Origin of the sequence: Paenibacillus tyrphae (assembly GCF_000722545.1) — a bacterium.
GTDB lineage: Bacteria > Bacillota > Bacilli > Paenibacillales > NBRC-103111 > Paenibacillus_G > Paenibacillus_G tyrfis.
Genome location: NZ_JNVM01000087.1, coordinates 1 through 497, shown reverse-complemented (window position 1 = coordinate 497; position 497 = coordinate 1). Strand labels below are relative to the sequence as shown.

Annotated in this window: 1 protein-coding gene; it reads left to right on the top strand. The window is 63.2% G+C overall.

Annotated elements, in window-relative coordinates:
* Positions 1 to 497, top strand: a 497-nt coding sequence (locus ET33_RS35870; protein WP_036694130.1) for an AMP-binding protein, incomplete at both ends; no start/stop codon positions are given.

Here is a 497-nt window from a genome sequence, read left to right as displayed (position 1 = left end):
GTACCGCTGGACCCGGACTATCCGTCCGAGCGGATCGGGTTCATGCTGCGGGACAGCGGAGCGGCCGTACTGCTGACGCAGACGCATTTGCAGGAGCGTGCGCAGGCATGGCTGTCCGAAGGCCATGCGCTGGAGGCGGTGCTGTGCCTGGACGACGAAGCGTCGTTCGCCGAGGACGCGTCCAACGTGCCGAACTCGAACGAGCCGGGCGACCTCGCCTACGTGATCTACACGTCGGGGACGACGGGACAGCCAAAAGGCGTCATGATCGAGCACTGCAGCTTGGTCAACACGGCGGCGGCTTATCGCCGGGATTATCGTCTGCATCAGTTCCCGGTGCGGCTGCTGCAGTTGGCGAGCTTCTCGTTCGACGTGTTCGTCGGGGATATCGCACGGACGCTGTACAACGGCGGGATGATGGTCATCTGCCCGAAAGAAGACCGGATCGACCCGACGCGTCTGCACGGCTGGATACGGGATTACGACATTACGGTGTT